General features: G+C 71.3%; 20 protein-coding genes and 1 tRNA gene. 5 read left to right on the forward strand and 16 right to left on the reverse strand.

The features are described 5' to 3' along the window. Positions 1-75: 75 nt before the first annotated feature. The 4 genes from ettA to ACFFGY_RS13345 form a co-directional block, all read right to left on the reverse strand. Positions 76-1,755: an energy-dependent translational throttle protein EttA gene (ettA, locus tag ACFFGY_RS13330; RefSeq protein WP_377044982.1), complete on the reverse strand. Its 1,680-nt coding sequence runs from the start codon at positions 1,753-1,755 to the stop codon at positions 76-78. A gap of 204 nt (positions 1,756-1,959) precedes the next feature. Continuing rightward, complete coding sequence (locus ACFFGY_RS13335; RefSeq protein WP_377044983.1) at positions 1,960-2,478, reverse strand: hypothetical protein; 519 nt, start codon at positions 2,476-2,478, stop codon at positions 1,960-1,962. A 153-nt stretch (positions 2,479-2,631) separates the two neighbouring features. After that, complete coding sequence (locus ACFFGY_RS13340) at positions 2,632-3,003, reverse strand: HNH endonuclease family protein (protein WP_377044984.1); 372 nt, start codon at positions 3,001-3,003, stop codon at positions 2,632-2,634. A gap of 71 nt (positions 3,004-3,074) precedes the next feature. After that, entirely contained in the window at positions 3,075-3,554 is a 480-nt protein-coding gene (locus ACFFGY_RS13345) for a hypothetical protein (RefSeq protein ID WP_377044985.1), read from the reverse strand. Between the two features lie 309 nt (positions 3,555-3,863). Between ACFFGY_RS13345 and ACFFGY_RS13350 the strand changes: the two genes are divergently transcribed. Both ACFFGY_RS13350 and ACFFGY_RS13355 read left to right on the forward strand, forming a co-directional pair. Beyond that, entirely contained in the window at positions 3,864-4,334 is a 471-nt protein-coding gene (locus ACFFGY_RS13350; protein WP_377044986.1) for a DUF4126 family protein, read from the forward strand. 248 nt (positions 4,335-4,582) lie between these two features. After that, a complete protein-coding gene (locus tag ACFFGY_RS13355; RefSeq protein WP_377044987.1) occupies positions 4,583-5,092 on the forward strand; it encodes a ferritin-like domain-containing protein in 510 nt (169 codons plus the stop codon). 383 nt (positions 5,093-5,475) lie between these two features. Here ACFFGY_RS13355 and ACFFGY_RS13360 read toward each other — a convergent pair whose 3' ends face one another. From ACFFGY_RS13360 to ACFFGY_RS13390, 7 genes are all read right to left on the reverse strand, one after another. Next, entirely contained in the window at positions 5,476-6,144 is a 669-nt protein-coding gene (locus ACFFGY_RS13360) for an RraA family protein (protein ID WP_377044988.1), read from the reverse strand. Between the two features lie 6 nt (positions 6,145-6,150). Next, positions 6,151-6,954 carry an ABC transporter permease gene (locus ACFFGY_RS13365; RefSeq protein ID WP_377044989.1) on the reverse strand — a complete coding sequence of 268 codons (804 nt, stop codon included), beginning with the start codon at positions 6,952-6,954 and terminating at the stop codon, positions 6,151-6,153. Beyond that, positions 6,951-7,781: an ABC transporter permease gene (locus ACFFGY_RS13370; protein WP_377044990.1), complete on the reverse strand. Its 831-nt coding sequence runs from the start codon at positions 7,779-7,781 to the stop codon at positions 6,951-6,953. Before ACFFGY_RS13370 ends, ACFFGY_RS13365 begins: the two co-directional genes overlap by 4 nt. After that, positions 7,778-8,956: an ABC transporter ATP-binding protein gene (locus ACFFGY_RS13375; protein WP_377044991.1), complete on the reverse strand. Its 1,179-nt coding sequence runs from the start codon at positions 8,954-8,956 to the stop codon at positions 7,778-7,780. The genes ACFFGY_RS13370 and ACFFGY_RS13375 overlap by 4 nt, the downstream gene beginning before the upstream one ends. 11 nt (positions 8,957-8,967) lie before the next feature. Beyond that, complete coding sequence (locus tag ACFFGY_RS13380) at positions 8,968-10,077, reverse strand: extracellular solute-binding protein (RefSeq protein ID WP_377044992.1); 1,110 nt, start codon at positions 10,075-10,077, stop codon at positions 8,968-8,970. A gap of 321 nt (positions 10,078-10,398) precedes the next feature. Beyond that, a tRNA-Ile gene (locus ACFFGY_RS13385) sits at positions 10,399-10,471 on the reverse strand. A gap of 14 nt (positions 10,472-10,485) precedes the next feature. Next, positions 10,486-11,760: an alpha/beta fold hydrolase gene (locus tag ACFFGY_RS13390; protein ID WP_377044993.1), complete on the reverse strand. Its 1,275-nt coding sequence runs from the start codon at positions 11,758-11,760 to the stop codon at positions 10,486-10,488. A gap of 338 nt (positions 11,761-12,098) precedes the next feature. On the opposite strand from ACFFGY_RS13390, the gene ppa reads away from it, so the two are divergent. Beyond that, positions 12,099-12,635 carry an inorganic diphosphatase gene (gene ppa, locus ACFFGY_RS13395; protein WP_377044994.1) on the forward strand — a complete coding sequence of 179 codons (537 nt, stop codon included), beginning with the start codon at positions 12,099-12,101 and terminating at the stop codon, positions 12,633-12,635. A gap of 320 nt (positions 12,636-12,955) precedes the next feature. On the opposite strand, the gene ACFFGY_RS13400 is transcribed toward ppa, so the two are convergent. Then, on the reverse strand, positions 12,956-14,464 hold the full coding sequence (locus ACFFGY_RS13400; RefSeq protein WP_377044995.1) for an aldehyde dehydrogenase family protein: 1,509 nt from the start codon (positions 14,462-14,464) through the stop codon (positions 12,956-12,958). Between the two features lie 176 nt (positions 14,465-14,640). On the opposite strand from ACFFGY_RS13400, the gene ACFFGY_RS13405 reads away from it, so the two are divergent. After that, positions 14,641-18,444 (forward strand): autotransporter domain-containing protein, encoded by a 3,804-nt coding sequence (locus ACFFGY_RS13405; RefSeq protein ID WP_377044996.1) that lies wholly within the window; start codon positions 14,641-14,643, stop codon positions 18,442-18,444. Between the two features lie 10 nt (positions 18,445-18,454). Here the strand turns inward: ACFFGY_RS13405 and ACFFGY_RS13410 are convergent, their stop codons facing one another. The 3 genes from ACFFGY_RS13410 to dnaG all read right to left on the reverse strand — a co-directional run bounded on the left by ACFFGY_RS13410 (position 18,455) and on the right by dnaG (position 22,928). Continuing rightward, positions 18,455-19,033, reverse strand: a complete 579-nt coding sequence (locus ACFFGY_RS13410) for a GNAT family N-acetyltransferase (RefSeq protein WP_377044997.1) — start codon at positions 19,031-19,033, stop codon at positions 18,455-18,457. A gap of 4 nt (positions 19,034-19,037) precedes the next feature. Beyond that, positions 19,038-20,960 (reverse strand): RNA polymerase sigma factor RpoD, encoded by a 1,923-nt coding sequence (gene rpoD / locus ACFFGY_RS13415; protein ID WP_377044998.1) that lies wholly within the window; start codon positions 20,958-20,960, stop codon positions 19,038-19,040. Between the two features lie 69 nt (positions 20,961-21,029). Further along, entirely contained in the window at positions 21,030-22,928 is a 1,899-nt protein-coding gene (gene dnaG / locus ACFFGY_RS13420; protein WP_377044999.1) for a DNA primase, read from the reverse strand. 127 nt (positions 22,929-23,055) lie between these two features. Here dnaG and ACFFGY_RS13425 point away from each other — a divergent pair, with 127 nt between their 5' ends. Continuing rightward, complete coding sequence (locus ACFFGY_RS13425; protein ID WP_377045000.1) at positions 23,056-23,547, forward strand: hypothetical protein; 492 nt, start codon at positions 23,056-23,058, stop codon at positions 23,545-23,547. Between the two features lie 51 nt (positions 23,548-23,598). Here the strand turns inward: ACFFGY_RS13425 and ACFFGY_RS13430 are convergent, their stop codons facing one another. Next, positions 23,599-24,057 carry a GatB/YqeY domain-containing protein gene (locus ACFFGY_RS13430; RefSeq protein ID WP_377045001.1) on the reverse strand — a complete coding sequence of 153 codons (459 nt, stop codon included), beginning with the start codon at positions 24,055-24,057 and terminating at the stop codon, positions 23,599-23,601. Positions 24,058-24,115 lie beyond the last annotated feature (58 nt).

Here is a 24,115-nt window from a genome sequence, read left to right on the forward strand (position 1 = left end):
GGGCGGCGCGAAAGCTGCCGCGCGCCGGGACCGCCCTGCCCCGAGGTGAGGAGGACGGGCCGGCGCGCCGGCGCTTCAGCGCGTGAGGGGGCGGTACTTGATCCGGTGCGGCTCGTCGGCCGCGGCGCCCATGCGTCGCTTCTTGTCGGCCTCGTAGGCCTGGTAGTTACCTTCGAACCACTCGACGTGGCTGTCGCCCTCGAAGGCCAGGATGTGGGTCGCGAGGCGATCTAGGAACCAGCGATCGTGCGAGATGATCACGGCGCAGCCGGCGAAGTCGGCCAGCGCCTCTTCCAGCGCGCGCAGCGTATCCACGTCGAGGTCGTTGGTCGGCTCGTCGAGCAGCAGGACGTTGTGCGGCGTCTTGAGCATCTTGGCCAAGTGGACGCGGTTGCGCTCACCACCGGAGAGCACGCCCACCGGCTTCTGCTGGTCGCCGCCCTTGAAGTTGAAGGCGGCGCAGTAGGCGCGGCTCGGCACCGAGCGCTTGCCCATGGTGATCATGTCCTGACCTTCGGAGATTTCCTGCCAGACGGTCTTCTTGTCATCCAGGCTGTCGCGGCTCTGGTCGACGTAGCCGAGCTCGACGCTGTCACCCACGCGCATGGAACCGCCGTCGGGCTTGTCGGCGCCGGTGATCATCTTGAACAGCGTGGTCTTGCCGGCGCCGTTGGGGCCGATCACGCCGACGATGCCGCCGGGCGGCAGCTTGAAGCTCAGGTCGTCGATCAGCAGGCGGTTGCCGAAGCCCTTGCGGATCTCCTCGGCCACGATGACGGTGTTGCCCAGGCGGGGCGCCGGCGGGATCTGGATCTCGGTCGGGTCGGGCGCCTTTTCCAGCGACTTGGCCAGCAGCTCCTCGTAGGCCTGGATGCGGGCCTTGCTCTTCGCCTGGCGGGCGGAAGGCGAGCGGCCGATCCACTCCTGCTCCTCGGCCAGCTGCCGCTGGCGGGTGCTCTCCTCCTTCTCCTCCTGGGCCAGGCGCTTGCGCTTGGCGTTCAGGTAGGCGGAGTAGTTGCCCTCGTAGGGGATGCCGCGGCCGCGATCGACTTCCAGGATCCAGTTGGTGACGTTGTCGAGGAAGTAGCGGTCGTGGGTGACGATCAGCACCGCGCCCTCGTAGTCGCGCAGCGTCTTCTCGAGCCAGCTCACGCTCTCGGCGTCGAGGTGGTTGGTGGGCTCATCCAGCAGCAGCAGGTCGGGCTTTTCCAGCAGCAGCTTGCACAGCGCGACGCGGCGGCGCTCACCGCCGGACAGGTTGGTGACGGGGCTGTCGAAGGGCGGGCAGCGCAGCGCGTCCAGCGCGATCTCGACGGTGCGGTCGATCTCCCAGCCGTTGGCGGCGTCGATGCGCTCCTGCAGCTCGGCCTGCTCGGCGAGGAGGTTGTTCATCTCGTCGTCGTCCATCGGCTCGGCGAACTTCGCCGAGATCTCGTTGAACCGCGCGAGGTCGGCGTTCACGGCGGCGAAAGCCTCCATGACGTTCTCACCGACGGTCTTGTCCGGGTTGAGGTGCGGTTCCTGCGACAGGTAGCCGACCTTGGCGCCCTCGGCCGCCCAGGCCTCGCCGCCGTATTCCTTGTCCTGACCCGACATGATGCGCATCAGCGTGGACTTGCCGGCGCCGTTGGGCCCCAGCACACCGATCTTGGCGGTGGGCAGGAAGCTCAGCGTGATGCCTTTGAAGACCTCGCGTCCGCCCGGGTAGGACTTGGTGAGATCCTTCATGACGTAGACGTACTGGTAGGCGGGCATGGGCGAGGTCTCGGTCGCTTGAGTGGGGCTGTTCGGGGCCGGTTCTACCGGCTCAGTCCCCCTGCGTCGAGCACGGGGCCAAGGGTCGGGCGGCGGCGGTGAGGTCCCCACGCAGATGGGCACGCGGCCGGAGCGGGTGAAGGTCCCCCACATCCGGCGCGGCAGGTGGCAGCCGGCGGGGCCATTCCCGCGGTCGCCGCGCCTTCAGTTCAGCACGATGCCGTCGAGCGTGACCTGCCGCGCCGAGATCTGCAGCATGGTCTGCGCGATCCCGGCACTGCCCGAGTAGTTCAGCGTCAGCGACACCACGCGCGCCTCGTCGAGCTGGTAGCGCATCACCGTGGGCGCGCCCGAGGGCTGCGGCACCGACACCGTGATCACCACCTTGCGCGACGCCTCAGGGCCGTAGTTCCCCTGCCGCAGCCATTGCAGCAGGAAGGCGTCCATGGGCTTCGGGCTGCCGGCCGCGATGCTGACATCGCCTCGCCCTTCCCCGCGCGGGTCCATGCCGCGGGAAATCGAGAAGGACAGGTCTTCCAGCTGGTATTCCCGCGGATTGCCGCCGCCCGGCTGTTCCAGCGACAGGGTGGTGGTGGCGCCGGCCGGCTGTTCCTCGACGGCCGGAGCCGGCTTCTCCGACGGCGCCACCACCGGTGGCTGCGCGGCGGCGGGAACGGCGAGGAGCGCGGCCAGCAGGGGCAGCAGCGGGAGCGGTGATTTCACGCAGAACCTCCGGGTCGGATTTCCGTCTCACGCGGGGAGCAGCCGCTCCCTTCGCGCGACACCGGGGCAAGATCGTGAACAAGGGAAAAGTTTCGGTGCCGGAAAGCCTGGAGCGGCGGGGAGACCGGGCGGAAGGAGCCGGCGCGGAAAGGCTCAGCGCCACTTCGCCGTGCGGCTCTTCGCGGCACGGGTCGGGGCGTGGAAGGCGGGCGGCTTGTTTCGCACCCATTCGAGGAAATCCACCATGCGCGGATCGGCGCGCAGGGCCTCGACCTCATGGAGGTCGCGCGCCAGCTCGGTTTCGGTGAAGCGGGCGTGGATGGCGCTGTGGCAGAGCTGATGCAGCCGCACCGTGCCGCGGTGCGTGCCGCCCTTCAGGCGGGGCGTCAGGTGGTGCAGCGAGGATTTCGCATCCGGCGGGATGGGACGATCGCAGAGCGGGCAGACCGGCGGGCCAGAGGCCTGGGCGTCCGCGCCCTGCTCGAAGGCGGATCGCGCGGCGCGTCGTTCGTGGCGTCGTGACACGCCCCGGATGTGGGGATCGCGCCAGCCAGGTGGAAGGGGCGGCGCCGGAACGCCGCCCCTCCCCGCCGGGCTCAGCGGTTGGTGGTGCCCAGGGCGCGGCTGGCGGCGGTGCCGGGCGGGTTGCCCGGCGTGCCGTCGGACTGCGAAGGATAGGCGCCCGAGGTGTTGGTGCCCGCGGCACGGTCGAGCGCGCGGCTGGCCGCCGTGCCCGGCGGATTGGCCGAGGACGTGCCCGGATGCGTCGTCGCACGCCCGTTGGTGGTGGTGCCGTGCGTGGTGGAGCGGTGCGTCGTGGTGGCGCGGCGCGCGCTGTTCGTGGCGCGGTCCGCGGCGCGGCCGGCGGCGGTGCCGGGCGGGTTGCCCGGCGTGCCGTCGGACTGCGAGGGATAGGCACCCGATGTGTTGGTGCCGGCGGCGCGGTCGAGCGCGCGGCTGGCGGCCGTGCCCGGCGGGTTGCCGGTGGTGCCGTCGACGTTCTGGGCCAGGGCCGGCACGGCGGCGGTGATCAGCGCTGCGGCCGCGAGGCCATGGATGGTGGCACGAAGGCGCATGATGATGGTTCCTCTTTCCGGCTTGAACTTGCCGGCATGACAAGGTGAACCACCCAAGGAGGCGGAAGTTCCGCCGCGCGCTGACCATGTTGTGGCACCCCGCCCCGCGCCTGCCACGATCGGGGCAGCGCCGGTCCCGCACCGTGGGCGGGAACGGCCGCGACGACGGCAGGACAGACCGGGTTGTGATGTCGCGCAGGTGCCGGACGGCAGGCCGGGTTGCCGTCCCGCGCAGGTGCCGGACAGGCATCCGGAAACCGGCGGCGGGCGGCGGATGTTGCATCCCCGAACAGCGTTCGGATGAACACGATGCTCGCCTCTTTCCTGATGGGCCTGGTGGGCGGGCAGCGCGCCATGACGCCGCTGGCCACGGTGTCGGTGGCGGCCTCGCGCGGCCTGCTGCCGGCGGACAACGGCGCGCCCCGCATCCTCGCCTCGCCCTGGGTGGCCGCGGCGACGCTGGTTCTCGCCGTGGCGGAACTGGCGGGCGACAAGCAGAAGGATGCGCCGGACCGCATCGTGCCGATCGGGCTCGTCGCGCGCTTCGTCACCTCCGCCATCGCGGGCGCATCCCTGGCGCCGCGCCAACAGCGCTGGCTGGGTGCGGCGGTCGGCGCCACGACGGCGGTGGCGGCATCCTACCCCGGCTGGCGCCTGCGCGTGGCCACCATCCCGCGCTACGGGCAGACGCCTACCGGACTGGTCGAGGACGCGGCGGTGATCCTGGGCGCCTTTACCATCCTGCGCAGCTTCGGCCGGGGGTCCGGCAGGTCCGCCTGAGCATCGCGGCGACGCAGGGTGGCGCGACCCTTGCAGCCCGGGAGCGCCGCCTGAGACAGGTCGCCCAGGATGAGCCTCCTGAGACAGGCGGCCTGGGACACCCTCGGGACGGACTGCCTGGCACGGCTTGCCTGGAGCTGCCCAAGGAGACGTGAGGCCGGCATGCCGAACGTTCCGCCGCGCCGAAGCGTTGTGCTTGCGGTTTGCGGCTGGGCCATTGGTCCGCACCGGGAAAAAGGAAGAATTCCATGCAGGAAGGTTATCGCGACCTTTACGTCACCGGCCTCGTGAACGCCCGGGCACTGGAAACCCAGGCCATCGAGCTGCTGTCGCGGCAGGTGGAGCGGGTCGAGAGCTACCCCGAGGTGGAGCAGGCGCTGCGTCGGCACATCACCGAGAGCGAGCAGCAGCGCGACCGCCTCGACGCGATCCTTGAGTCGCTTGGAACGTCGAATTCCGGCGTGAAGGACTTCATCACCGGGCTGATGGGCAACATGGCCGCGCTCGCCCACGCGCCGATGCAGGACGAGATCCTGAAGAACGCCCTGGCGAACTACGCCTTCGAGCATTTCGAGATCGCGTCCTATAAGTCGCTGCTGACGCTGGCCGACCTCGCCGGCGACACGCAGGCACCGACCGCGCTGAAGCAGTCGCTGTCGGAGGAAGAGCGCATGGCGCAGTGGTGCGAGGACAGCCTCGACCCGCTGGTGCGCAAGTTCGCCACGCTGAAGGCTCAGGGCGAGAAGGCCGGCATCTGACGGCAGCGTTCCGGTCGATATGCGCGAAGCCCGCCGTGATCGATGTCACGGCGGGCTTCGTTGCTTTCGGGGGTGTTGCCGTGGCCAGGGAGGGGGAGAAAGTGTTCTCCCCCTCCCCGGACCCCTCGCCCCTCATCTTTTTCTCAGACGCTGCCGCAGGAACGTGGCGAGCGTCGTGCGCTCCGGCTCGATGAGCCGGAGCGAGGGACGGTTCATCCAGGGCTGACAGGAAGTTTGATTTTTCCGGGCAGCGCCAGCGGCCCCCGCACCGCGACCGGCCTGCCCCGTTCCCGCGGCAGCGTCCCGGAAAAAGATGAGTGGGGGTCCGGGGGAGAGAATTCCTTCTCTCCCCCGGGACAGCGGGACGGTTCCCCGGCCCGAACTTAGCCCAGCCCGGCCAGGACCTTCGCGGTCGCGCCGCTGATGTCGCCCAGCTTCTCGCCGGCGGCGACGCGGGCCTGGGTCTTGAGGCCGCGCTCCTGGCGGGCGATCGCCTCGCGCGCCTCGGCCTCGGCCTCGTGCGGCGGCAGGACGAGGACGCCGCTGTCGTCGCACAGCACCGCGTCGCCCGGCATCACCACCACGCCGCCGATCGCGACCGGCACGTTCATGCGCCCGCCCAGGTCGTAGCCGCGCGTGGTGATCGGCGCCTGGCCGCGGCACCAGAGCGGGAAGTCGGAGGCCTCGACCTCCTCCAAGTCGGTGCAGGGGCCGTCCACCACGCCCGCCACCGCGCCGGCGGCCTTGGCGGCCACGGTCACGCCGCCGCCCCAGCAGGCGTGGCGGTCGTCGCCCAGGCGGTCCACCACCAGCACGTCGCCGGGGCGCAGCAGGCCGAGCGCGTGGTGCAGCAGGGTGGAATCCGGGCCCAGGATCTGCACGGTCACGGCGGTGCCGGCCACGCGGCGGCGGCGCAGCAGCGGCTGCACACCGCGGTCCACGAAGCCCCAGTGACGCCAGTGGCCGACGGTGGCGGTCTCGGTCTGCTCAAGGAGCTGGATGACCTCGCGGCTGATCTGCGGGGCGCTCTTCTCGACGACGTATTTCGGCACGGGTGCTTACTCCTTACCCAGGGCGCGCTGGAAACCGACCAGACGCTCGACGCACAACACGACAACCAGGGCCACCACGATCAGGGCCATGGCAAGGGCCGCCACCAGAGGGTCGGAGCGGCTCTCGGCGTAGCGGAACATTTCCACCGGCAGGGTCGTCAGGCGCGGCCCCACCAGGAAGAGGGTGATCACGGTCTCGTCGAAGGAGACCAGGAAGGCGAGCGCCGCGCCCGCGATGGCGCCGGGGGCGGCCATCGGCAGCGTGACGCGCAGCGCCGCGCGGAAGGGCGTGGCACCCAGCGTCCAGGCTGCCTGTTCCACGTCGGCCGGCACGGTGCTGAAGGCCTGCACCATGATGCGCAGCGCGAAGGGCAGCGCCACCAGCAGGTGCGCCAGGATCAGCCCAGGCCAGGTGGCCACCAGGCGCAGCGGCTGGAAGGCCAGAAGCAGCGCCAGGCCCAGCACCAGGGTCGGCAGCAGCAGCGGCGCCGCCATCAGCCCGGCCACCACGCCGCTGCCCGGAAAGCGCAGGCGGGTGATGGCGTAGGCGGCGGGCGCGCCGATCACCAGCGACAGCGCCGCCACCAGCGCCGCCAGCACGACGCTGGTGCCCAGCGCCGACATGAGCTGCCCGTTGGTGAACAGTGCCTCGTACCAGCGCAGCGAGAAGCCGGGCGGCGGGAAGTTCAGGTAGTTGCCGCTGCTGAAGGACACGATCAGCACCACCACGGCGGGTGACAGGAGGATCACGTAGCCCAGCGCGGCGAAGAGGCGCATCACCGGACCGGGCGTCGCGGCGCCGGCGCTCATGCCTCGTCCCCGCGGCGGAGCACGGCGCGCAGCACCATCACCGCGAGGAGGGTCAGCAGCAGCAGCATCGCCATAGAGGCGGCCACCGGCCAGTCCACGGTCTGCAGCGCCTGGTCGAAGATCTCGGTGGCCACGGTGTAGACGCGGCCGCCGCCCATCAGCTTGGGCGTGATGAAGGAGGAGATACCCAGCACCAGCGTCAGCAGGAAGGCGCCGCCGAGGGCTGGCGCCGCCAGCGGCAGGGTGACGCGGGCGAAGGTGCGGGCGCGGCCGGCGCCCAGCGTGGCGGCGGCTTCCTCCAGCCGCGGATCGAGGCGGCCCAGCCCCGCGATCAGCACCAGCACGGCGTAGGGCATCAGGCTCTCGACCAGGCCGATCCGCACGCCGGTCCAGTTGTTGAGCAGCGCGATCGGCGCGTTCGTAAGGCCGAGTGCGCGCAAGGTGGAATTCACCAGCCCGAGGTCGCCCAGGATGGCGCGCCAGCCCACCACGCGGGCGGTGCCCGAGATCAGCAGCGGCGAGATCGCCAGGATCGCCAGCGGCGTCTGCCAGCGCGGCGCGGCACGGCGGATCACCAGCACCACCGGCAGGGCCAGCGCGGTGGCGATGGCGGCGCTGGTGGTGCTGAGCACGAGGGTGTCCCAGGCGATGCCCCATTCGTAAGGGTCGGTCGCGACCTTCGCGTAGCTGTCGAGGGTGAGCGCCGTTTCCATGGCGCCGGTGTCGGTGGTGCGGTTGAAGCTGATCCGCAGCAGCCCCGCCATCGGGTACAGGAAGGCCAGCGCCATCACGAGCAGCGCCGGGGCGCTGAGCAGCCAGCCGATCATGCCGGGAACACCCGCAGGTCGGCCGGGCGCACCGCGAGGCGCGCCATGTCGCCCGGGCGCAGCGACGCCGCGGCATGGTGGGCCGGGAACTCGGCATGGAGCGGGCCGGCCGCGGTCTCGGATTCGATGGCCACGGCCTCGCCGGTATAGGTGCGGCGGGTGACGCGGGCTTCCAGCGCCAGGGCATCGCCCGGGGCGGCGGCGCCGGGCGGCACGAAGACCACGCGGTGCGGGCGCAGGAAGGCCTCGGCCGGGCCTTCCGGCATGTCGGCCCGGACCTGGAGCGCGCCGCCGCCGGAAGCGCGGAACACGCCGCCCGGCTCGACCCGGCCGGCGAAGCGCGTGGCGCGGCCGACGAAGGTGGCGACGAAGCGGGTGGCGGGGCGCTCGAAGATTTCTTCCGGCGTGGCGAGCTGCTCCAGGCGGCCGGCGTTCATCACGCCCACGAGGTCGGCCATGGCCAGCGCCTCGGCCTGGTCGTGGGTCACGAAGACGGCGGTGGTGCCCAGGCGTTGCTGGAGGCTGCGGATCTCGTCGCGCACGCTGTCGCGCAGCTTGGCGTCCAGTGCCGACAGCGGTTCGTCCAGCAACAGCAGGTCGGGGCGGATCGCCAGGGCGCGGGCGAGTGCCACGCGCTGCTGCTGCCCGCCCGACATGGCGCGCGGCTTGCGGTCGGCCAGGGCTTCCAGGCCCACCATCGCCAGCGCCTCGGCCGCGCGGGCCTGACGCTCGGCACGGTTCAGGCCGCGCATCTCCAGGCCGAAGGCGGCGTTGGCGGCGGCGGTCATGTGCGGGAACAGGGCGTAGCTCTGGAACACGACGCCCATGTTGCGCCGGTGCGGCGGCAGGGCGGTGACGTCGCGCCCCGCCACGACGACGCGGCCGCTGTCGGGACGCTCCAGCCCCGCGATCATGCGCAGCGTGGTGGTCTTGCCGCAGCCCGAGGGGCCCAACAGCGCCAGCAGCGCGCCCTTGGGCAGCGTCAGCGACACGTGGTCGGCCGCCAGCACCGCGCCGGCACCGAAGCGCCGGGTGAGCGCTTCGAGCCGCAGGTGCGGCTCGGTGGCGCCCGCGCCGGGCTGCGGGGCGGCGGTGTTCGGAACCTCGGGCGTCAAGGCACCGGACTTCAGGGGATCGGCCGTCACCGTGGTGCTGCGCAGGGAGGTGCTGCTCAACGGGATGCCGCTCAACGGTTCGCCGCCGTCATGACCTCGCGCCGCCAGACCTGGTTCCAGCGGTCACGCAGGCGCACGGCCTCCAGCCAGTCGATCGGGGCCACGCGGCTGCGGTACTTCGGGTCGAGCGCGGTGCGGTCGATGGCCTTGGCGGTGCGCTGTGCCTCGACATTGGTGGGGCCGTAGAACATCCGGTCGGTGAAGGCGACCTGCGGCCCGGCGGACAGGGCGTTGCGCACGAAGGCGATGGCGGCGGCGCGGTGCGGGGCGTTGGCCACGATGTTGATGGTGTTGATCTGGAAGGCGGTGCCTTCCTCGGGGATGATCACGCCCAGGCGGCCCTTGCTCTGGTCGTGGTAGTACTGCGCCCGGGCGTTCCACAGCGTGCCCATCTCGACCTGGCCGCTCAGCACCATGGCGCCGCCGTCGGGGCTGGGCTCAAAGGTCTGGACGTTGGGCGCGATGGCCTTGAGCGTGGGGATGGCGCTGTCGATCTTGCGCCAGTCGCCCGTGGCGTGGTTGGCCAGCGCGCCGATCAGCGCCAGCGCCTGGATGTTGGGCAGGGTGGAAAAGGACAGCTTGCCGGCGAATTCGGGCTTCGCGAAATCGGCCCAGCGGGTGGGCGCGGGCTTCACCTTCTCGGTGTCGTAGACCAGCGACAGGTGGTCGTAGGTCACGGCCGGGCCGCAGCCGGCGCCGGAGCTCCGCGCCTGCTCGTCCAGCTGCGCCAGTTCCGGCACATCCTCGGGCGTGAGCTTTTCCACCAGCCCTTCGGCGCAGGCTGCGGCGGCGGTGGTGGCGTCCATGATCACCACGTCCACCTGCGGATCGGCCTTCTGGGCGCGCAGCGTGCCCAGGAACTGGGCGGAACCGCCCAGGCCCGCATCGCCGTACTGGACCGCGATCCCGGTGCGCTGCGCGAAGGGGTTCACCACCGTGTCGAGGTAGTTGTCGCGGAAGATGCCGCTGTAGGTCAGCAGCGTCACCGGGCCCTGAGGTGTCCCCTGAGGAGCGGCCGCCGGGGCCTGCGCTGCGGCGGTTCCGGGCAGCAGCGCCGTGCCGAGGCTGGCGCCGAGCGCGGTGGTCAGGGTCAGCGCGGCGGCGAGGGTCGTCAGGCGCATAGGCGGAAAGCTCCGTGGCGATGGTCCGGCCAACCCCTTCGCGATCCTGCCGGTGGGCAGGGATCGCCAGTGGGTCGGCCGGGCGGGTTGGCTCATGCTGGCGCCTGCAGCTTGCAATCGCCGGGCCAGGACCGCCAGCGCCGAGGTTGAGCGGGGTGGGCCCGACCCGGACCCGCGCTCCGGCCGCCGCCCCGCACCGCTATTCCGGGCACCGCTATTCCGGCGAGCCGCTGAGGTGGACCCGCCGGTGTTCCCCCGGATGTTTCCCGAATATTCCCCCGGGGGGGGGCACCGCTTAGGGTTCTGCCGCGGGGTGTCGCCTGGGCCGGGCAGGAATCGAACCCGCAACCAAGCCGTTATGAGCGGCCAGCTCTAACCGTTGAGCTACCGGCCCGAGGCCCGAGCGGTTTACGGCGCCGGCGCCGGCTGGGCAAGGAAGCTGCGGATCGCCTCGGCCGCCTGCTCGATGCCCAGCGTGCCCTCGTTGTGGCCGCGGTCGCCGCCGAGCTCGCGCAGCACCACCGGCCGCTTCGCCTCCTCCAGCTGCCGCGCCAGCTCACGCCCGTATTCCACCGGGAAGACGCGGTCACCGGTGGCGGGCAGCACCAGCCAGGCGGCCTGGCTGCGGGCCAGAGCCGCGGCGGTGTCGGGGTACTCGTTGAGGAAAAGCTGCATCGCCCGCGTGAGGTACAGGAAGGAATTGGCGTCCGACACGCGCGCCCGCGCCGCCGCGGCGTCGAGCAGGAAGCGGTCCACCGCCACGGTGTCGCCGATGCGCTTGGCGGGCTCCTGCCCTTCGGGCACCTGCCGGTTGAAGCGCGCGAGGTCGCCGCGGTCGCGGGTCTGCAGCATCAGGATCCGCAGGGCGTCCGTCAGGCCCCGCGTCGGGGGTTCCCTCCCTTGCGCGTAGTACTCGCCGCCCCGCCAGTTGGGGTCGTTGCGGATCGGCGCTTCCCAGACCTCCATCCAACCCTGGAGATAGGCGTCCATCGCGCCGGTCGGCACCGCCGCCACGACGCGCCGCACCATCTGCGGATAGGCCGCGGCCCACTCGATCGCCTGCATCGCGCCCATGGCGGGACCGCCCACCATCGCCAGCGCCTTCACGCCAAGGCTGTCGAGCAGGAGCTTCTGGACCTCCACGAAGTCGCGGATCGAGAGCACGGGGAAGCTCATGCCGTAGGGACGGCCGGTCGAGGGATCGACGCTGGTGGGGCCGGTCGCGGTGATGCGGGTGTCGCGCGCGTGGAGGCTGGCCGGCACGTCGCTCGACACCACGAAGTAGCGGTCGGTGTCGATCGGGCGGCCGGGTCCGATGATGCTGTCCCACCAGCCCGGCGTGCCTTCCCGGTCGGTCCGTCCGAAGGCCTGTCCGTTGCCGAGAAAGGAGTGGCAGAGCAGGACCGCGTTGTCGCCGGTGGCGTTGAGCGTGCCCGCGACCTGGTAGCCCACCCGCAGGCGCCCGACCGTGGCGCCGCCGCGGGTGGCGTAGTCGCTGCTCTCGAAGACCTTGCGTTCCACCAGCGGCGCCTCGGCCGGGGTGGCGGAAGGCGCGGCGGGTGGCGGCACGGCGGGTGGCGCGGCGGGCGGTGTGGTCTGCGCCTGGGCCTGTGATCCCCAGAGCGCCTGCACCGACGCGGACATCCCGAGCAGGAGGGCGGGGAGCGTGCGGCGGGGCATCATGCGTGCGGTTCTCCGGTGGCCGGTGTGCCCGGCCCTCGTGGTTTGCCCAAGGTTTCCCCAGGGGGTTGCCCCAAGGGGTTACGCCCGGGGGGGGGTTTACGCCCCGGGGTTTTACGCCAGGGGTTGCCCTGGCTGGCGGCCCGGGCGGCGCCGTCGCCGGCGCGGGCTGCGGACGCCTGCCGGTCCTGGCCGGGCGGGCCGGGATGCTGACGCCGGGGCGGTTGTGGCGCAACCTCGCGGTGGCGGGAAAGCAGCATTGCTGCTAGGTCGCGCGGTGTTGCAAAGGGGCGCCCTGCGGCGTTCCTCCGGCCACCCCACACCCGCGAGCGAGTTTCCGCATGAACCCGTCCCTGATCCCCACCGGCAAGGCGCCGCCGCACGACATCAACGTGGTGATCGAGATCCCGCAGGGCTCGGCGGTGAAGTACGAGGTGGACAAGGACAGCGGCGCCATCGTGGTGGATCGCTTCCTGTTCACGCCCATGGCCTATCCGGCGGCCTACGGCTTCATCCCCGGCACGATCGCCGATGACGGCGACCCGACCGACGTGCTGGTGCTGGTGCCCACCCAGGTGGTGCCGGGCGCGGTGATCCGCGTGCGCCCGATCGGCGTGCTGCTGATGGAGGACGAGGCCGGCCAGGACGAGAAGCTCGTCGCCGTGCCGCACGACAAGATCAGCCTGCTGTACAAGGACGTGCAGACGGTGGACGACCTGCCGGCGATCACCAAGCAGCAGATCGAGCACTTCTTCACCCGCTACAAGGACCTGGAGCCCGGCAAGTGGGTCAAGGTCACCGGCTGGGGCACCAAGGAGCAGGCCCTGGCGCTGATCGAGCGCGGCCTGGCCGCGGCCGGCGAGAAGAGCGGGTCGTAAGGCGTTTTCCGGCCGCCGGTTCAGCGGTGGCCGCCGGCCAGGGAGGGGGAGAAGGAATTCTCCCCCTCCCCGGACCCCTCGCCCCTCATCTTCTTTCGCAACGCTGCCGCAGGAGCGTGTCCGGCGTTGTGCGCCTCGGCTCACCAAGCCGGAGCGACGGGCGCGTCATCCCGCGCTGAAGCGCGTGTTTTCGTTTCAGCGGAGCGAAGGCTCAGCCATTCCGCGGCCGGTCACCGCCGCCGTGCGGCAGCGTTTCGGAAAAAGATGAGCGGGGGTCCGGGGGAGAGAATTCCTTCTCTCCCCCGGGACAGGGCAACGCCTCAGCGGCGCAGCGACGTGTCCGCCTGCCGGACGCGCGAGCGCACCGTGAACACGCCGTCGCCCGACAGGATGGCGCCGCGCGCGAAGAGGCGGCCGTTTTCCCAGTTCGACAGGCCGAGCTCGGGCTTTTCCAGCGCGTACTGCCCATCCACCCAGCGGGTGAAGCCGTCGCCCACGAAGGGCGCGTTCACGGCCTCAAAGAAACGGTCATGCGCCGCGCGGTCCTCGCTGAGGAGCGAAGCGGTGAACTGCGGGCTGTGCCGGTTGAACAGCGCCGCCGCGGCGTCGAGATCGTCCACCACGTGCAGGCTGACCTCGGGCGTGTCTTCCCATTCCCATTCGCGGCCGAGCTCATCCGCCGCCATGCGCTCGGCGATCGGCTCCTCCCGCTCGCCCTCGGCGCGGCGGACGCGGACGCGCGCCTCCTGCCAGTGCGCCGGCAGGTGCTGCCAATCCTCCGCCACGACGTGGAGCTTGCAATTGTGGCCCCGCGCCTCGCCGGCGGCGTGGAGGGCATCGAGGAAGACGGGTACCAGCTCCGCCGCGCGGTCGCGGTGAATCAGGCAGGTGTTGAGCGTGTTGCAGACCTTGCGGTCGAGCGAGTTGCGCACCACCGCCGCGAAGCGCGCCGCATCGGCTGCCCGGTCGGCGAACATCCAGGCGCCGCCGGTGCCGTGGAGGCTGACCGCGGTGCCGGCCTGGCGCGCCACGGCGCCCAGCTGCGCCACCGCGGCGCCGGAGCCGCGCGCCACCGCCAGCGACAGGCGGCGGTCGGCGAACATGGCCCAGCCGGCGGCGTGCTCGGCGCTTTCCACCAGGGCGGCGGCGCCTTCCGGCAGACCGGCCTCGCGCAGGGCGGGGTCGAGGGCGTGCTGCACGATGGCGCGCGCGGTGCCCAGCGCGTCGCTGCCGATGCGGAACACCACGGTGTTGCCGGTGCGCAGCACGCCGGCGGCGTCGGCGAAGACGTTGGGGCGGCCTTCAAAGACGAAGCCGACGACGCCCAGCGGCGCCACCACCTGTTCCACGGTCCAGCCGGGATGTTCCACGCGGTTCAGTACGCGCCCGCGCGTCGAGCCCGCGTCGCGCCAGGCGCGCAGGCCCGCCACCATGTCGGCGCGCATGCGCTCGGTGGCGAGGAGGCGGGTGGTGGAGCGACCGCGGGCGCGGGCGCGCTCCACGTCGGCGGCGTTGGCCTCGGCGATCGGGGCCCAGGCCTCAGGCGATTCCAGCAGGGCGGCGAAGCGGTCGAAGAAGCGCGTCACGGCCTCGTCCGGTACCTCGGCCATGCGGCGGAAGGCGGCGTGGGCGCGGCCCACGGCCCCGGCGGCGATGCGGTGCTGCTCGGCCGGGACGTGCAGCAGCGCGCCGCTGTCCTGCACCACCAGGAGGTGGTCGCCCGGCCGGAAGCGTTCGGCCAGTTCCGGCGGCACGGCCACGGCGCGGTTGCCCGCGAAGGGGATCAGGGTGCCGGCGGCGAGGCGGTCGAGCGTGGTGGTGGCGGTCATGGCGGGCGGCACCCTACAGGGCGCGGGCGGCGGAACAAGCGCGATGGCGGCGGGGCGCCGCCGCGCGGCGGGCGTGGCCGCGCGTCGCCCCCATTCTGCGGGAGGGCCGATCTTGCCCGGCAGGTTCCGGCTGTATCAGAGTGCGACGGGTGTTTCAGCGCAGGAGTCGCGTCCTAGTGTCGCCTTTTGGACGGTCTTCCTGGCTGGTAGCGGCACTCGCCTCCACGGCGCTGGTGTCGATCCCGCCCGCGCTGGCGCAGAACGTGGTGCTGGCGCCGGGGCAGACCTACGACATCGGCGTGGGCAGCGGCGCCACGATCGACACGCTCAACGGCGCGGCCGGCAGCCGGGTGACGTTGGGGACCAACACGCTGACGATCGGCGCCGGCGGCAGCTTCGCGGGCAGCATCCAGCAGGATGGCGGGCTGACAGTCGGCGGCGGCACGCTGACGCTGGGTGGAACGAATACCTATACTGGCCTGACCACGATCCAGTCCGGCGCCACGCTGCGGCTGGGTGCGGGCGGCAGCCTTTCGGCGAGCACAGGGGTGTTCCTTCCCAGAGGCGGCACGCTCGACCTGAATGGACAGAACCAGACGCTCAGCCGGCTCCGTGGATCAGACCAATGGCTCCCCACCAACAACGTCGGCGGCAATGTAGTGCTCGGCAGTGGGACGTTGACCCTGAACATCGGGCCGCCGACCACGCAGATCCCGTACGAGAACATCTTCGGCGGCGTGATCAGCGGCACCGGCGCCCTGGTGAAGACGGGCTCCAGCTCGCTCTGGCTGACAGGCGAGAACACCTACACGGGCGGCACCTACATCCTGGAAGGGGAACTCGCAGCCGGCCCCGCCTATATCTTTCCTTCGCGGATCAGGTCACTCGCCAGCAACGCGCCGCTGTTCGTGGCATCGGGCGCCAGCTTCTATCTTTCTCAGAATGTCTTGTCGGTCACGACGCTCGGCGGTGGCGGCACGATCACGCTGGACAATGCCTCGCTCTACGTCGGGGGCGATAACAGCGACAGCCGCTTCGACGGCCAGATTTCCGGCGGGTACACCAGCTACGTTGGGTCCAGCTCCCTGGGCCACTCGTCGGAGGTGGTGGCAAAAAGCGGGACCGGCACCCTGACGCTGACGAATCCTCAGGCGCTGTACGGGCCGGTCATCGTGGGCGGGGGTGTCCTGGCCCTCACGGGACAGGCCTCCGCGTCCTACGCGGGATTTTCGATCGGCGGTAACGGCGTGCTGGACCTGACCGGAACCACCACGACGCCGGCGATCCTGAGCCTCGACGGCAACAATCCCTTTGCTCCCACTGTCGCCACGTCCGGACAGGTGCGCCTTGGGTCCTCGGGACTGCGCCTGACCAACCCGAGCTACAATCCGCGCACGATCGGCGTTTCGAGAGACGGGTACTTTAACGGCACCATCAGCGGCGACGGGCCGCTGATCCTGGGCCCAGAAGGTATTCTCGCCGATCCGGCCGCCTACAACGCGGTGGTGCGCCAGTACCTGGAAGGGGTGAACACCTACACCGGCGGCACGTTGATCGAGGCCGGCACGCTGGTGATCGGCCGAAGCGGCAACGCTGCCGCCCGCCTAGCCGGAGCGGTGTCCGTGCGAAGCCTGGGAGCCCTGGCCGGCTACGGCGCGATCGCTGGAAGCGTTGTCAGCGATGGCGTGGTTGCGCCGGGTTCGGAAGGTCTGCTTCTCAGCCCTGTCGTCGGCTACGCGCCCGGCACCGGAACGCTGCGGCTGGGCGGCGACTACACGCAGGGTGTGGGCGGAACGCTTGCAGTCGCCATCACGCCGGCGGCCAGCTCACGCCTCGACGTCGGTGGCACGGCGCGACTGGCCGGCACGCTGTCGCTTCTGCCGCTCGGCACCGGCTTCACCCTGAATAGTGAATACGAGGTGCTGACAGCGGCCGGAGGGGTACAGGGCTACTTCCAGGCCGTGCCGGCCTCGTTGGACGGGCTGCCAGTCACGGTTCTCTACGGGGCCGATCGGGTGGTGGTGGTGCTGCGGCAGGAGCCCGTGAAGGGCGGCGGTGGTGGCACCCCAGTCGAGAGCATGGTGATCGACCGCTCCAAGCCCTTCTTCACGCAGGATGACACCGCGGCGCGGCTGGCGACGGTCCAGTTCAACGGCGGCACCCTGCGCCCTTCCATCACCACCCAGATCCCACGCCCGGTCGCGGTCTCCGCGGCCGGCGCCGTGGTGGACACGCGTGACGCGGACCTTGTGCTGAGCAACGCCGTGACGGGCGGGGGCGGCCTGACCGCGCAGGGCGGCGGGCGGCTGACGCTGGCCGGCGCCGCGGATCTCGGCGGCGCGGTCACGGCGGCAGAGGGGGAACTGCGCGTGGACGGCACGCTCTCGGCCGCCTCGCTGGAGGTCCGGCCGGGCGCGGTGCTGCGTGGCACCGGCACCGTCGCGGCGCCGACGGCGGTGGCGGGCACGCTGGCGCCGGGCAACAGCCCCGGCACGCTGCGCTTCACCGCGCCGGTGACGCTGGCCGACGGGGCGGTGCTGCGCCTCGACGTCGATGGGCCGGGCACCGGCAACGGGGCGGGCAACTATAGCCGCGTCGTGGTGGAGGGGGCGGGCTTCACCGCCGCCGGCACGCTGGCACCAGTGTTGCGCGGCATCACGGGCGATGCCACGAACGGCTACACCCCGCCGGTCGGCCAGGGCTTCACGGTGGTCGCGGCCCAAGGGGGCGTCGCGGGCAGCTTCGCGGCGCTGGCGCAGCCCGAGGGGCTGGCGCCGGGCACGCGCTTCGACGCGCTCTACGGTTCGGACACGTTGACGCTCTACGCCACGCCGGCCTCCTATGCCGGGCTGGCTGCGGCGGGGGTGCGGCAGTCGGCCAACGAGCGCGCGGTGGGCAGTGGCCTCGACGCGCTGCGCCCCCTGCCGGGGCAGCGGCCGGACGCAGCCGTGGCGCCGGCGCTGGAGCGGCTCTACCCGCTGGGTCTGCCGGCGGTGGCGGCCACGATCCGCACGCTCGGCGCGCCGATCTACGGCGACGCGCTGGTGGGCGCGGTGGAGCGCGAGCGGCTGTTCGGCCGCACCCTGTCCGGCCGGCTCGCGGGCGAGGACGCGCCGTTGGCGTCCGGCGACGAGGTGGCGCCCTTCGGTGCCAATGGCACGGCCTGGATCAGCGGGCTGGGCCAGCATTTCCGCACCGGCGAGCGGGGCGGCCAGACCGGCTACACCGCCGACCTCGGCGGCGTGTCGGCCGGTGCCGAGGCGCGCGGCCACGAGGACTGGCTGGCGGGCTTCGCGCTCGGCTTCACCACGGGGCGCGTGTCGTCCAAGGCCACCGGGGCGCAGGCGCGCTCCGACACGGGGCATCTCGGCCTTTATGGCAGCTGGACGCCGGGACCCTGGTACGTCGAGGCGCAGGTGACCGGCAGCCTGGGCGAGGCCAAGGTGCGCCGCTCGCTGGGCGCCACCGGCCTGTCGGTGCGCAGCGACCCGGACACCTCCGGCGTGGCGGGCGAGGTCGGCGCCGGGGCCGAGTTGTTGCTCGGCGGCTGGCGGCTGCGACCAGGCGCGGGGCTGCGGGTGGATGCGCAGCACCGCGACGGGGTGCGCGAGCGCGGCGCCGGGGCGCTGGGCCTGCGGGTGGAGGATGACGGCGTGACGGGGGTGCTGGGTACGCTGGGGGCCACGGCGTCGCGGCGCTTCGCGCTCTCGCCCGGCATCGGCGTGTCGCCGAGCCTGCGGCTGCAATGGGGGCACGACTTCGCCGACGTGACCACGGGCACGGAGGCCGCCTTCGCGGGGGCGCAGGACGCGGTGTTCCGCGTCACTTCCTCGCATGGCGGGCGCGACCGGCTGCTGGCGGGGGCCGGGGCCAGCATCGACCTGCCCTGGAACCTCGCGGTCTTCGCCTCCTACGGCGTCGACCTGCGCAGCAACTACACCGCCCAGACCGTCACCGGCGGCATCTCCTGGCGCTGGTGAGTGGCCTGCCTCAGCCCCGCAGATGCGCGGGGATGCGCAGGCCCAGGCCTGTCGGCACCGGCCATTCCTCGCGCACCCGGCGGATCGTGGTGAAGCCGGCCGCGAGGTAGTTCGGCAGGGCGCGCGGATGGTCGGCGGTGCAGGTGTTCACCGTCAGCACGGTGCAGCCTTCCGCCCAGCACGTGTCCACCGCCTGGCGCAGGAAGGCGCGGCCCAGTCCCTGCCCCACCGCGTGCGGCAGGAGGCCGAAGTAGCTCAGGTTGACGGTGTTGCCGGCGCGGCGCTCGAGCTCGTAGAAGCCGGCCGGCTCGCCGCCCTGGTAGAGGACGTGGATGGAGATGGCCGGGCTGGCGAGGATGTCGCGCAGCCTGGCATCGGGCACGGTGCGGCGGAACCACCAGAGGTATTCGCCGCCCACCGTGTCGTAGAGGTAGCGGTAGAACGGCACGGTGGGGCGGCTGAGCCGCTCCACCACCGCGTCGGCCGGAAGCGGCCGGACGGCTCCTTCCGGCGGGTGGTCCATGCGGAGAAAGGTGACGTCCACGGTGACGGGGACGACGGCCTGGGGGTGCACCACATGGACCGACATGGGCTCAGCTATCCAGGAAGGAGCGCAGCTTGCGGCTGCGGGACGGGTGCTTGAGCTTGCGCAGCGCCTTGGCCTCGATCTGGCGGATACGCTCACGCGTGACGTTGAACTGCTGGCCGACCTCTTCCAGCGTGTGGTCGGTGTTCATGCCGATGCCGAAGCGCATGCGCAGAACACGTTCCTCGCGCGGGGTGAGGCTGGACAACACGCGCGTGGTCGCCTCGCGCAGGTTGGTCTGGATCGCGGCATCGAGCGGGATGATCGCCGCCTTGTCCTCGATGAAGTCGCCCAGGTGGCTGTCTTCCTCGTCGCCGATCGGCGTTTCGAGGGAGATCGGCTCCTTGGCGATCTTGAGGACCTTGCGGACCTTCTCCAGCGGCATGCCGAGCTTCTCGGCCAGTTCCTCCGGCTGCGGCTCACGCCCGATCTCGTGCAGCATCTGGCGCGAGGTGCGGACCAGCTTGTTGATCGTCTCGATCATGTGCACCGGGATGCGGATGGTGCGCGCCTGATCCGCGATGGAGCGGGTGATCGCCTGACGGATCCACCAGGTCGCGTAGGTCGAGAACTTGTAGCCGCGGCGGTACTCGAACTTATCCACGGCCTTCATCAGGCCGATATTGCCTTCCTGGATCAGGTCCAGGAACTGCAGGCCGCGGTTCGTGTACTTCTTGGCGATCGAGATCACGAGGCGGAGGTTGGCCTCGATCATCTCCTTCTTGGCCTGCGTCATGTCGCGCTCGCCGCGCGACACGGTGGCGTAGACGCGCTTGAACTCGGCCATCGGCAGGCCGGTCAGGCTGACGGTCTTGCTGATCTCGGCGCGCACCAGCTCCACGTCGTCGCGGCTCTTGGCCACGAAGGCCTTCCAGTACTTGCCGGGCAGCGTGTTGACGCGATCCAGCCAGGCGGGGTCGAGCTCGTTGCCGCGCCACTGGTTGAGGAAGTCCTCGCGCTTGACCTTGGAGCCCTCGGCCATGCGCAGGATCTGACCCTCGAAGTTGGTCATGCGCCGGCTGAGGCCCTTGAGCTGATCCACCAGCTCCTCGATGCGGTTGTTGTGCAGCCGCACCTTCTCGACCAGCGTCACCAGTTCCTGGCGCTGCTTCTCGTAGGTCTTCTCGGACCGTCCCGCGAGCTCACCGCCCGTGGTGTAGGTTTCCATGCGCTTGCTCGACAGCTTGTCGAGCTTGCCCAGCGTCTGCTCGATGGCCTCGAAGTTGGCCAGCACCTCGGGCTTGAGCTTCTCTTCCAGGGCGGACAGCGACAGGCCCATGCCCTCGCCTTCCTCGCCCTCTTCCACTTCCTCGACCTCGGCCGGGGGCGGCGCATCGGCGTCGCCGGCGTTGGTGGCCTCGAGGTCGATGACGTCGCGCAGCAGCTTGCGGCCTTCCTTGACGTCCTCGTACCAGCCGAGGATCGCCTTGAAGGTCAGCGGGCTCTCGCAGAGGCCGCCGATCATCATGTCGCGGCCGGCCTCGATGCGCTTGGCGATGGCGATCTCGCCCTCGCGCGACAGCAGCTCCACCGAGCCCATCTCGCGCAGGTACATCCGCACCGGGTCATCGGTGCGGCCCATCGACTCTTCGTTGGTGTTGCCGCCGGACTCCTCGTCCTCTTCCTTCTTCTCGCCGTCCTCGTCCTCGGCGACGGCCTTCTTCTCGCCGTCTTCCTCGGCGGATTCCTCGGCCTCGACGACGTTGATGCCGCCCTCGCTCAGCATCGCCATGGTGTCCTCGATCAGCTCGGAAGACACCTGCTCGGAGGGGAGCGCCTGGTTGATCTCGTCGTAGGTGACGTAGCCGCGCTCCTTGCCGCGGGCGACCAACTTCTTGACGGTCGCGGTCAGGGTATCGAGCAGCGCGCCCTCCACCTGCTCGTCGCGGGTCTCGGTCGTTTCCGTGCCTGTCGCGGTCTTTGTCGCCATTCCGAGCCTCCGAAATGCATGGCACCCGACGCCTGCCCGCCGGGTCCATGCCGTGAAATTGTGTCTACCCTAGAGCCCGTCCAGGCCCGTATCGCCACGCTGAACGGCGTCGAGCGCTTCTTTCAGCCGGTAGGCCCGCCGCTCCGCCGCCGGATCATTGGTTTCGATCCATTCCTGCAAGGCCTGACGCCGATCCTCGATCAAGGTGTCCTTGCCCCGCAGCAGGGCGTAGAAATGCCACCACGCCCCCAGAACCTCCGCCGGCTGAGCATCCGGTCCGGCCGCCGCCGGCAGCCCGGTCTTTTCCGTGGCCCAGGCGTGAACCTCACCCAGTTCAGCCGCGTGCAGGTGGGCGAGCAGAGTCGCGGAGTCAAGCGTTCGTGAGTTTTCCGTGTGCGATCCGTGACAACTGAGCACGCCGTGGCGCAGCCGCTCGCACTCGCCGGGCGGCAGGTCCAGCAGCGCGCAGGCTTCCTCGACCTCGTCCAGGATCCAGGGATGGGCCACGGTGATCGCCAGCAGGCAGCGGGCCTGTTCCAGCCGCGCGCCGTCGGCCGAGATCGGCCGGCGCTCGATCCGGATCGGCGGCGGGCGGCGGTTGCCACCGGGGCGCCGGCTGAAGCCGCCCTCCCCGTCGCTGTTCCGGCGGGGTGCCGGGACGCCGGCGCCGCCGCCACCGGCACCTTGGGGCGCGCCGCCCGGGCGGTTGTTGCGGCGGTTGCTGAAGAAGCGCTCGAACAGGGCCGAGCGGTATTCCGAGGCCAGCGCCTTGTCGGGAATGCGCGCGGCGTATTCCGCCAGGTCGTTGCGCAGCGCCGCGCGCTGGGCCGGTGAGCCGCCCTCCCGGTCCTTCGCCAGGATATCGTAGAGCGCCTCGTGCATCGGCCGGGCACCGTCCAGCACCGCCTGGAAGGCGGGCGCGCCCTGGCGCAGCACCAGCGTGTCCGGGTCCTCTCCGGCGGGTAAGGTGGCGAAGCGCAGCGAGCGCTCGGGGTTGAGCAGCGGCAGCGCGATCTCGGCGGCGCGGGCCTGGGCGCGGGCGCCGGCGGCATCGCCGTCGAAGCACAGCACCGGCTCGGGCGCCATGCGCCACATCTCGCTGATCTGGTCCTCGGTGATCGCGGTGCCGAGCGGGGCGACGGCGCTGGCAAACCCCGCCTGATGCAGGGCGATCACGTCCATGTAGCCTTCCACCGCCACCACCGTGGCGCCGCGATGGGCGGCCTCGCGCGCGAAATCCAGGCCGTACAGGTTGCGGCGCTTGGAGAAGAGCTCGGTTTCCGGGCCGTTCAGGTATTTGGGCTGGCCGTCGCCCAGGATGCGGCCGCCGAAGGAGATGATCCGCCCGCGCCGGTCGCGGATCGGGAACATCACGCGGTTGAAGAAGAAGTCCGAGAAGCCGCCGTCGCGCTCGTTGGGCTTGGTGAGGCCCGCCTCGGCCAGGCGGGCGGGTTCGATCCGCAGCGGCGCCAGGTCCGCCGCCAGCGCGCCGCGGCCGCCGCCGGACCAACCCAGGCCGAAGCGCTCGATGGTGTCCTCCGTCAGGCCGCGGCGGCGCAGGTAGTCGAGCGCCGGCTGCCCTTCGGGCGAGCGGAGGCGGCGCTGCATGGCCTGGCAGGCGGCCTCCATCACGTCGTGGAGGTCGCGGGCGCGGTTCTCGCGCTCCACCTGCTGCGGGCTTTCCTTCGGCACCTCGAGCCCGGCCTCGGCCGCCAGCCGCTCCACCGCGTCGCGGAAGGGGGCGCCCTCGGTGTTCATCACGAAGGCGATGGCGTCGCCGTGCGCGCCGCAGCCGAAGCAGTGGTAGTGGTCGTCGTAGACGTAGAAGGAGGGCGACTTCTCGTTGTGGAAGGGGCAGCAGCCCTTCCACTGGCGCCCGTTCTTCACGAGCTTGGTGCGGCGCCCGATCAGCGAGGGAAGCGGCGTGCGGGCGCGCAGTTCTTCCAGGAAGGCGGGCGGGAGGGCCATCAGCCTGTCTTTAAGGCAGTTCGCACGGGGCTTTGCGCGTCATCTGCGTGGATCAGCAATGTTCAGCCTCCTTGTGCGCCGCAAGGTCGTGCCAGGATAGATCGGCATCATGATGGCGCGAGAACCCATGAGCATCGATTCGCACCTCCCCGGCCCGCAGCAGCCCTCAGGCTTCCAAGGGCAATCCCGGGGCACCTGGTCCGGCCGCGACCCGCGGCGCGACGACCGTCGCCGCAGCGAGCGCCTGGCCGAGGGCGGGATCGTGGCCGGGCTGATGCTGGCCAGCGTCGTGGCGACGGCCTGGATGCTGGGCGGCGGGCGGCAGCTCTCGGTCGCGGTCAGCCCACAGGCGGACTACCGGCTGGAGTTCTGGCGCCCGACGCGGGTGCAGCAGATCCTCCACCCCCTGCACGAGGAACCGGCGCTGGTGCGGCTCTACCGCGTCACCGACAACTGCCTCCTGCGGGAAAGCGACGTGATCGACCTCAGCGAGGACGGCGAAGAGGCCCGTTGGGCGGTGCCGGACCGCGGCGAGGTGTCGGTGGGCCAGACGCTGAGCTGGGAAGGCCTGCCGCCGGCGCCGGGCGGCGGGGACTGCCCGGAGCTGGCGGTCGAGTAAGGGACCGCCGGCCCGCGGGTGGGCGGGGCCAGGCCCCACCCCGGGCGTGCCTCAGCCGCCCAGCTTCGCCTTCACGAGCGGGCCGACCTTGGCCATGTCCAGCGTGGCCGCGTGCTTGGCCTTCAGCGCCGCCATGACCTTGCCCATCTCCTTGATCGAGGTGGCGCCGGTCTCGGCCACGGCCTCGTCCACGGCGGCGGCCGTGGCGGCCTCGTCCATCTGCTGCGGCAGGAAGGACTCGATCACCGCGATCTCCGCCTCCTCCTTCTCGGCAAGCTCGGGGCGGTTGCCCTGTCGGTACATCTCCACGCTTTCGCGCCGGCTCTTGCTCATGCCGCGTAGCATCGAGACGATCTGCTCGTCGGGCACCTTGTCGACGCCCGACGGGCGTGCGGCGATGTCGGTGTCCTTCAGCTTGGCCATGATCATGCGAATCGTGGAGGTCGTCGCCTTGTCACCGCCCTGCATGGCGGTCTTGAGGTCGGCGGTGAAGCGGGTGCGCAGGTCCATGGACGGGCTCTCCGGAGGGTCGGGAAGAAGGTTGGGAAAAAATTTCCCAGCCTTATGG

Origin of the sequence: Roseomonas elaeocarpi (genome assembly GCF_042433915.1) — a bacterium.
GTDB classification, from domain to species: domain Bacteria; phylum Pseudomonadota; class Alphaproteobacteria; order Acetobacterales; family Acetobacteraceae; genus Roseomonas; species Roseomonas elaeocarpi.

Bases quoted from the DNA above. Each gene is read 5' to 3' on its own strand.
- ACFFGY_RS13430 (WP_377045001.1), bottom strand. From the start codon at position 24,057: ATGGACCTGCGCACCCGCTTCACCGCCGACCTCAAGACCGCCATGCAG.
- ACFFGY_RS13365 (WP_377044989.1), bottom strand. From the start codon at position 6,954: ATGAGCGCCGGCGCCGCGACGCCCGGTCCGGTGATGCGCCTCTTCGCC.
- dnaG (WP_377044999.1), bottom strand. From the start codon at position 22,928: ATGGCCCTCCCGCCCGCCTTCCTGGAAGAACTGCGCGCCCGCACGCCG.
- ACFFGY_RS13350 (WP_377044986.1), top strand. From the start codon at position 3,864: ATGCTCGCCTCTTTCCTGATGGGCCTGGTGGGCGGGCAGCGCGCCATG.
- ACFFGY_RS13345 (WP_377044985.1), bottom strand. From the start codon at position 3,554: ATGCGCCTTCGTGCCACCATCCATGGCCTCGCGGCCGCAGCGCTGATC.
- ACFFGY_RS13400 (WP_377044995.1), bottom strand. From the start codon at position 14,464: ATGACCGCCACCACCACGCTCGACCGCCTCGCCGCCGGCACCCTGATC.
- ACFFGY_RS13410 (WP_377044997.1), bottom strand. From the start codon at position 19,033: ATGTCGGTCCATGTGGTGCACCCCCAGGCCGTCGTCCCCGTCACCGTG.
- ppa (WP_377044994.1), top strand. From the start codon at position 12,099: ATGAACCCGTCCCTGATCCCCACCGGCAAGGCGCCGCCGCACGACATC.
- ACFFGY_RS13380 (WP_377044992.1), bottom strand. From the start codon at position 10,077: ATGCGCCTGACGACCCTCGCCGCCGCGCTGACCCTGACCACCGCGCTC.
- ettA (WP_377044982.1), bottom strand. From the start codon at position 1,755: ATGCCCGCCTACCAGTACGTCTACGTCATGAAGGATCTCACCAAGTCC.
- ACFFGY_RS13425 (WP_377045000.1), top strand. From the start codon at position 23,056: ATGAGCATCGATTCGCACCTCCCCGGCCCGCAGCAGCCCTCAGGCTTC.
- ACFFGY_RS13390 (WP_377044993.1), bottom strand. From the start codon at position 11,760: ATGATGCCCCGCCGCACGCTCCCCGCCCTCCTGCTCGGGATGTCCGCG.
- ACFFGY_RS13370 (WP_377044990.1), bottom strand. From the start codon at position 7,781: ATGATCGGCTGGCTGCTCAGCGCCCCGGCGCTGCTCGTGATGGCGCTG.
- rpoD (WP_377044998.1), bottom strand. From the start codon at position 20,960: ATGGCGACAAAGACCGCGACAGGCACGGAAACGACCGAGACCCGCGAC.
- ACFFGY_RS13355 (WP_377044987.1), top strand. From the start codon at position 4,583: ATGCAGGAAGGTTATCGCGACCTTTACGTCACCGGCCTCGTGAACGCC.